At 61.2% G+C, this 6299-nt stretch carries 7 protein-coding genes; 5 read left to right on the forward strand and 2 right to left on the reverse strand.

Translation table 11 applies throughout. The features are described 5' to 3' along the window. The 4 genes from ACRXB1_RS27625 to ACRXB1_RS27640 form a co-directional block, all read left to right on the forward strand. A partial coding sequence (locus ACRXB1_RS27625) for a glycosyltransferase family 4 protein (RefSeq protein ID WP_449493835.1) occupies positions 1–801 on the forward strand: 801 nt, incomplete at its 5' end. Positions 802–894: 93 nt separating this feature from the next. Beyond that, positions 895–2040 carry a glycosyltransferase family 4 protein gene (locus tag ACRXB1_RS27630; protein ID WP_449493836.1) on the forward strand — a complete coding sequence of 382 codons (1146 nt, stop codon included), beginning with the start codon at positions 895–897 and terminating at the stop codon, positions 2038–2040. 453 nt (positions 2041–2493) lie between these two features. Next, the gene (locus ACRXB1_RS27635) at positions 2494–3159 is read left to right on the forward strand and encodes a hypothetical protein (protein WP_449493837.1); all 666 of its coding nucleotides are present in this window, start codon (positions 2494–2496) and stop codon (positions 3157–3159) included. Between the two features lie 95 nt (positions 3160–3254). Continuing rightward, positions 3255–3437: a hypothetical protein gene (locus ACRXB1_RS27640; protein WP_174362206.1), complete on the forward strand. Its 183-nt coding sequence runs from the start codon at positions 3255–3257 to the stop codon at positions 3435–3437. A gap of 129 nt (positions 3438–3566) precedes the next feature. On the opposite strand, the gene ACRXB1_RS27645 is transcribed toward ACRXB1_RS27640, so the two are convergent. Continuing rightward, positions 3567–4544 (reverse strand): glycosyltransferase family 2 protein, encoded by a 978-nt coding sequence (locus ACRXB1_RS27645; protein ID WP_375507388.1) that lies wholly within the window; start codon positions 4542–4544, stop codon positions 3567–3569. After that, a complete protein-coding gene (locus tag ACRXB1_RS27650; protein WP_061999573.1) occupies positions 4483–5442 on the reverse strand; it encodes a glycosyltransferase family 2 protein in 960 nt (319 codons plus the stop codon). The genes ACRXB1_RS27645 and ACRXB1_RS27650 overlap by 62 nt, the downstream gene beginning before the upstream one ends. 267 nt (positions 5443–5709) lie before the next feature. Between ACRXB1_RS27650 and ACRXB1_RS27655 the strand changes: the two genes are divergently transcribed. Beyond that, on the forward strand, positions 5710–6299 hold a 590-nt coding region (locus tag ACRXB1_RS27655; protein WP_449493838.1), incomplete at its 3' end, for a serine aminopeptidase domain-containing protein.

Here is a 6299-nt window from a genome sequence, read left to right on the forward strand (position 1 = left end):
TATACACAACCGTCTGGAAACGCGCAAGCAACGCCGGCTGGAAGTGATCGATCAGCCGCGCTGATAAACATGCCGTTCCAGCGCGGCGACCGGCATATCGTGTTGTCCCAGGCCTTTGGCAACGTCCTGCAAAAGCAGTACGGCGTGAAGCCGGACACGATACGCATCGTGCCGGGCTGCGTGGACGTGAATCACTTCAGCACCGGTGTCGACCAGCATGCCGCGCGCACCGCGCTCGGCTTGCCGCAGGACCGTCCCATCCTTTTTTGCGTGCGCCGGCTGGTTTCGCGCATGGGCCTCGAAGATCTTATTGATGCCATGTTCATCGTGCGCCAGGCCGTACCGGACGTACTCCTGACGATTGCCGGGAAGGGACCGCTCATGGCTGCGTTGCAGGCGCGAATCGAACATCGCGGGCTTTCGCAGCATGTGCGTCTCGCGGGTTTTGTCGCCGACGAAGCGCTGCCGCTCTGGTATCGCGCCGCGAATGTATCGGTGGTGCCCACGGTTGCGCTCGAAGGGTTTGGACTGACGACCATCGAATCGCTTGCAAGCGGCACGCCGGTGATCGTGACGCCGGTCGGCGGTTTGCCCGAGGCTGTCGCGCCTTTGAGTCCGGAGCTCGTGCTCGAAGCAGGGGGATTCCAGGCCTTGGGCGCGGGATTGAGCAGCGCGTTGCTCGGCCGCCGGACGCTGCCAACGGAAGAACAGTGCCGTGCTTACGCGCGTGCTCACTTCGACCTGCCCGTGATTGCGGCGCAGACTGCGGCGGTGTATCGCGAAGCAATCGACTCATATTGATGTTGCGTTGTTTCAGTGCGCGCATAGAGCCAGCAAGAAGAAAGAAGGGCCTCGGCGCCCCAGGCGCCGTCCAACCTCGAAGCGAACCTAGTCATGAAAATCGTTCACCTGGCCACACATGCGCAGTGCAACGGCAACGGCACTGTCAATGCAATGATCGATCTCGCGTGCACACAGGCGCGTAACGGACACGACGTTGCCGTTGCGTCCTCGGGCGGCGGCTACGAGTCGTTGCTGCGCCGTCATGGCGTCACGCACGTGCTGTTGCAGCAGTCGCGCCAGCCATGGCGCGTGCCGGCGATGATCGCGGGTTTCGGCCGGCTGATCGAGCGCTTCAATCCTGATGTCGTGCATGCGCACATGATGACCGGCGCGCTGATATCGCGGTTTGGCAGCATGCGCCGCCGCTTTGCGCTCGTCACGACCATTCATCACGATATCCAGAAGAGTGCGTCCCTGATGCGCTTTGGCGATCGTGTGATCGTGGTGAGTCACGCGGTGGCCGACGTCATGCTGGAGCGTGGGGTGTTGGGCGACATCCTGAGCGTGATCCCGAGCGGGACGGTGGGAACGCCGCGTCATTGCGGGCGTCCGGCGCCGCGGCCGCTCAACCTGCATCGTCCGGCTGTGGTGAGCGTTTCGTCCATGTTCGAGCGCAACGGCATCGCCGATATCCTGCACGCGTTTGCGCTCGTGCGTCATACGCACGATGCACAGCTTTACTTGGTGGGCGACGGACCGGACCGCAGCGCGATGGAAATGCTCGCCGAAGAACTTGGGATTGCGAAGTATGTGACGTTCGCGGGGTTCGTGGCAGATCCGCGCTCGTATCTTGCGTCCGCTGACGTGTTTGTGTTCGCGCCGCACCAGGCGCCGGGACCGCTGATCCTGAGCGAGGCGCGCGAAGCGGGTTGTGCGATCGTCGCGACGAAAGTGGATGGTGTTCCCGAGATGCTTGACAAGGGCACGGGTGTGCTCGTGGAGCCGGGTCAGCCGCAGCAACTGGCGTCGAAGATTGGTTGGTTGTTGATGGATTCGCCGGTGCGGGCGCAATACAAGGAGCGGGCGTGCCGGGATCTCGAGAAGTTTTCGGTGGAGCGTGTCTGCGCGGATCACGTTGCGGTGTACCAGCGCGCGATCGAGGACCGCAAGCTTCAGGAAGCGCGGCAGGAAAGAGGGGGACAACGGACCGTCAGGGCCGCGGGCGCGGGTGGGGCTGCTGGTAACGGTCGGAGGTGATCCCGAGTTGTTGTTTCCAGGGCTTTCGCGAAGGGTTTCCTGATTTACGGATTCCCACACTGGTGGCGAAGCGTGTGGGTATCTGCGCGTTGCTGCAAAGCCCTCGATGCAAACACCATCGCAACGCACCGCCCGCGCGTACGTCTCTCATTGAGATGGGCGCGCGGAAAAGTGCGCTAGCGTAGGCGTTTCGACAACAAAATAATCAGGATGACAACGGAGTTGATGCAGTATCAAGGCCATCGGTTCATGCTCTACAAGCGATGGGACTACGCGCCGCACGGCAGAACCAAAGAGCAGCAGGAAGCACTCGATGCCGGGCAAGCTTTATTCAAAGCCGCGAGTTTCGAACATTGGGCGAGCCAGCCGGAGCTTGTCGAGCGTATCCAAACTTTCCTTGTGCGTGCGGTACCGTCATATCGTCCGAGTCCCCACGGCGGTAGGCCGCGCGACGTGATCAACGCGCTGTGCTGGGAGGTGCGAAACGGGGCAGCAGTGATCGTCCGCGCGAAGCCCGCCTATGCCGCGCATGACGGTTTCGCCCCGGCGCTCTCAGAGGATGAAAGGTATCGCCGTGAAACGGCGGATATGGCCGAACGCGGCGCGATCTTCGAAGCGCGAACAAAAGCGTATCGGGAGGAATTAGCGGAGTATCACCAACTAGTAGAGGACGCCGAACGCGCAGCGCGCCCGCCGCAAGTCTTTCGGCACATTGAAACCATCGCAGAGGCGGCGCGCAATCGGGCAGCGTGGGCGGCGCTTGATGCACTTGCCGCGCTTGCATCGACTGCAGCGTCTGCCGTTGTGTCTGCGTTACCGTCGATGGATGATGAGGTTTTTGACTTGGGCAACGTGTCGGAAGTCGGCACGTGCAGCACGCCGTTAGGCGATGCCGCACCATTTGAATACGTCAAGAACGCAGCATCGGAAGCAAACGACACGCTCGCGGCGGTCTTTATGACGCCGGCAGAGGAAGCTGAATGCATGACACAATACGAAGCCGATATGACGGAATGTAGCGCGTGGTATGCCGCTAAACCAACCTCATGGGGCATGTGCAAACAACGCGCGGCGGATCGTTTAGGCCGCTGTTTAGCCGGGAAAGGGGAGATCTTTTGACCACGCGGAAACCAAGGGGCGTATTAATCACGTTCGACGAAGACAATCAGAGCTTCAACATATGCACAGTTCCGCGCACGTCAGCGGATGCTCTCATGACTCAAGCGCTCGTCAATCCGTGGCCGCTTGCGGATTCGAATTTCAAGCTCGATGACGAAGTAGCCCGGAGTATCGGCGGTCTGATATTTCGTCTTCTGGCGGCTGCGCAACCGGCGCTTACCCCGCTCATTACCGTCAACAGGCACCCGGACGCGCGAGACGCACCGCCAAGCGATTGACGCATTTACCACGCACGGTGGTTTAAAGCGCCAAAGAGAGCAGTCAGAAAAAACCGCGGGCAAGCCCAAACAGCAACACCCCGGCATCAACCCCGACCAAGAAAAACCCTCCCCAAGCATGAGCAAAAATCACCCCGCAAATTCCCCTTGGGTATTCCTCAACCGGCGCTGCGCAAAATCCTTCTTGGCGATGGCCGCGCCGCTGCGCGCCGCCCGCCACCGTTGCAAAGCCGTCCCCTCGCGATGAACCACCCGGGCGCGCGCAAGATTGAGCCACCCCAGACACGCGCCATGCCCGACCGCCGTCAGCCACATCAACGCAATCCGCCGACGTACGCCGCGATACTCATCGCGTATGACCAGATGCAGGTTATACGACTCGTTCTCGATAGCAACCCAACTCCGGCTGCCGCGCACCGCACGCGCGTCTTCATCGAAACGTTGCGCCGGATAATGATCCACTTCCACTGCCGGATCGTAGACGAGCCGCCACCCCGCACGCCGCACCGCCGATGCAAACGCCATATCGTTGTTGACCTGCGCGCCAGTTCCGCGCAAACGCGTATCGAAGCGAATGGCTTTGCTGCGAACCGCGCTCACGCGATAACTCATGTTCGCGCCCTTCAGGAAATCGACGTCGCGCGCCGCGCCCACACCCAGATGATGATTGCCGATCGCGCGGCCCGGAAACTGCCAGCGCCCGACTTCCGGCTCGGACGCATCGAGCGTTGCGCCATGTTCATGCACCCAGTCGCGCCCGCCCACTCCGCCTACATCAGGCGCGCTCGCGAAATGCGCTTCAATGCGCTGCAGCCACGCGGGACGCGGGGCTGCGTCGTCGTCGGTGATCGCAACAATGTCGCCGGTGACAGCATCGAGCCCCGCGTTCAACGCAGCAACCTGACCGCCCTGCGAAACCTCGACCTTAACGAGCGGCAAACGTGCACGCGACTTCTCGATGGCGAGCCATGCCTGCGTTTCTTCATCGGCGCCACGGCACACCACCAGGACTTCGTCAGGCGCGCGCTTCTGGCGCGCGAGCGCATCAAGGCAGCGAGCGAGATCCGAGGTTCGACGATACGTGGGTACTAGTACGGTTATTTTCATTTTGCAGAGCCAGTCCTTCCGGGGTGTATCGACGAATGTAGCCGCGTGCGAGCGAGACGGTGCGCGCGCTGCGCGCGAGGCCTTTCGGACCATGCGCACGGACGTTGTGCAGTAAGTTGTGCGCCACGGCGAGCGTCAGAAACAGGGCCGCCTTCGCACGATTGCGCTCGAACCAGCGGTAGCGCTTGTGCGTCACGTAGATACGTGAAGCTTCTGTGAACGAGCTGTAGTAGTCGCGATTCACCATCGACGGGAAATGCGAGTTGAACACGTCGGGCAGCAACCGGACGACGCATTTCGCCTGGAGCGTGGCGCGCATCACGATATCGACCTCATCGTAACCATAGATGAGATGCTCGTCGAAGCGGATCACCTTGAAAAGCCATGCAGGAAACACTGCGCTGTTGATGACGACTGTGTCCTGGAAATCCCCGCTCCTGTAAGGTCGTGACTGGAAACCGAAGAACGTGGTTGCGTTGGCGAAAACCTTGGTGCCGTGATTTAGTTCGTATCCCGTAACAATAAGCTTTTCCGGATGCTGTCCGCCGTTCTGAAGCGACTTGGCCATCCGCGCGAGGAAGTCCGGGGACAGGGTGGCGTCGTCGTCGATGAATGCCACGTGCGTACCCGTGACGGCATCGAGCGCGCTATTGCGGTTTGCGCCCAGCCCGCGGCGCGGTCCCTCGAGAAACACGACCTGGGGAAACTCGGAGCTCACCATGGCGCGCGTATGCGGTTCCTTGCTGTCGTCCGACACGATGATCTGATGCGCCGGATACGTCGATGCCTCGACCGAGCGCAACGCCCGGGCAAGGTCTTCCGGCCGGTCGCGCGTACAGATGCAGACCGAGAAACTCGGCGCTGCAGACTGACTGGATTCGTGAAATGAGTTGACCATGTGTTTCCCCGGCTTTTTTGTCGTTGTCCCGTCTTTTGTACGGCACGGCGTGATGCGCTATTTGACTTGCCGCAGAAATATGCGTCTGTGGGACATCGAACATCGGACGGCGCAAGGTAGGCCGATCAACCCATGTTTTGAAACGCGCAGCAAAAAAATCGGGGCCGGGTCGAAAGTGTGTGTGCGGGCGCACTGAACCGAAGTCTTACAAAACGTGTAATACGCAGACAACTTAATAACGACGCCTTTTCCGGGCGCAATGCCGAGATGAAGCCTGTAACTTTCGATGACTGCTTTGGCTGGCTACACGAGGGCGTGCCATCCGCCGCACGAGGGGTCGTGCTGTGTCAGCCGTTTGGCCGCGAGGCAATGTGGATACACAAGGGCTGGCGCGTGCTGGCCGAAGAACTTGCTGCAGCCGGTTCGCCGACACTTCGCTTCGACTACGCCGGCACGGGCGACTCCGCCGGTGAATCCGAGAATCCCGGCGATGGACGGGAACAGCTCGAGCGATGGCTGCAAAGCATCCGCGCGGCAGTCGCTTTCCTCAAGCAAACCACCGGCGTGACCGAAGTCGCGTTGTGCGGGTTACGCCTCGGGGCAACGCTTGCTGCGATGGTCGCGGCTGATGAAGAGATCAGTGAGCTCGTGCTGCTGGCGCCAGTTGCATCGGGCCGTCAATATCTGCGCGAGCTGCGCTTGCTGCAACAGAACTGGCTCGAGACGGGCGGCATCTATGTGGATCCGGCGCCCGCCGACGCTGCTTATGCAGAAGCCGTGGGGCATCGTCTGGTGGCATCGAGCGTGGCGAAGCTGAGCAAGTTCGACCTGTTGCGCGACGCGCGCCTCGTCGAGCA

The organism is Caballeronia sp. M23-90 (genome assembly GCF_053574605.1).

Bases quoted from the DNA above. Each gene is read 5' to 3' on its own strand.
- ACRXB1_RS27630 (WP_449493836.1), top strand. From the start codon at position 895: ATGAAAATCGTTCACCTGGCCACACATGCGCAGTGCAACGGCAACGGC.
- ACRXB1_RS27640 (WP_174362206.1), top strand. From the start codon at position 3,255: ATGACTCAAGCGCTCGTCAATCCGTGGCCGCTTGCGGATTCGAATTTC.
- ACRXB1_RS27645 (WP_375507388.1), bottom strand. From the start codon at position 4,544: ATGAAAATAACCGTACTAGTACCCACGTATCGTCGAACCTCGGATCTC.
- ACRXB1_RS27650 (WP_061999573.1), bottom strand. From the start codon at position 5,442: ATGGTCAACTCATTTCACGAATCCAGTCAGTCTGCAGCGCCGAGTTTC.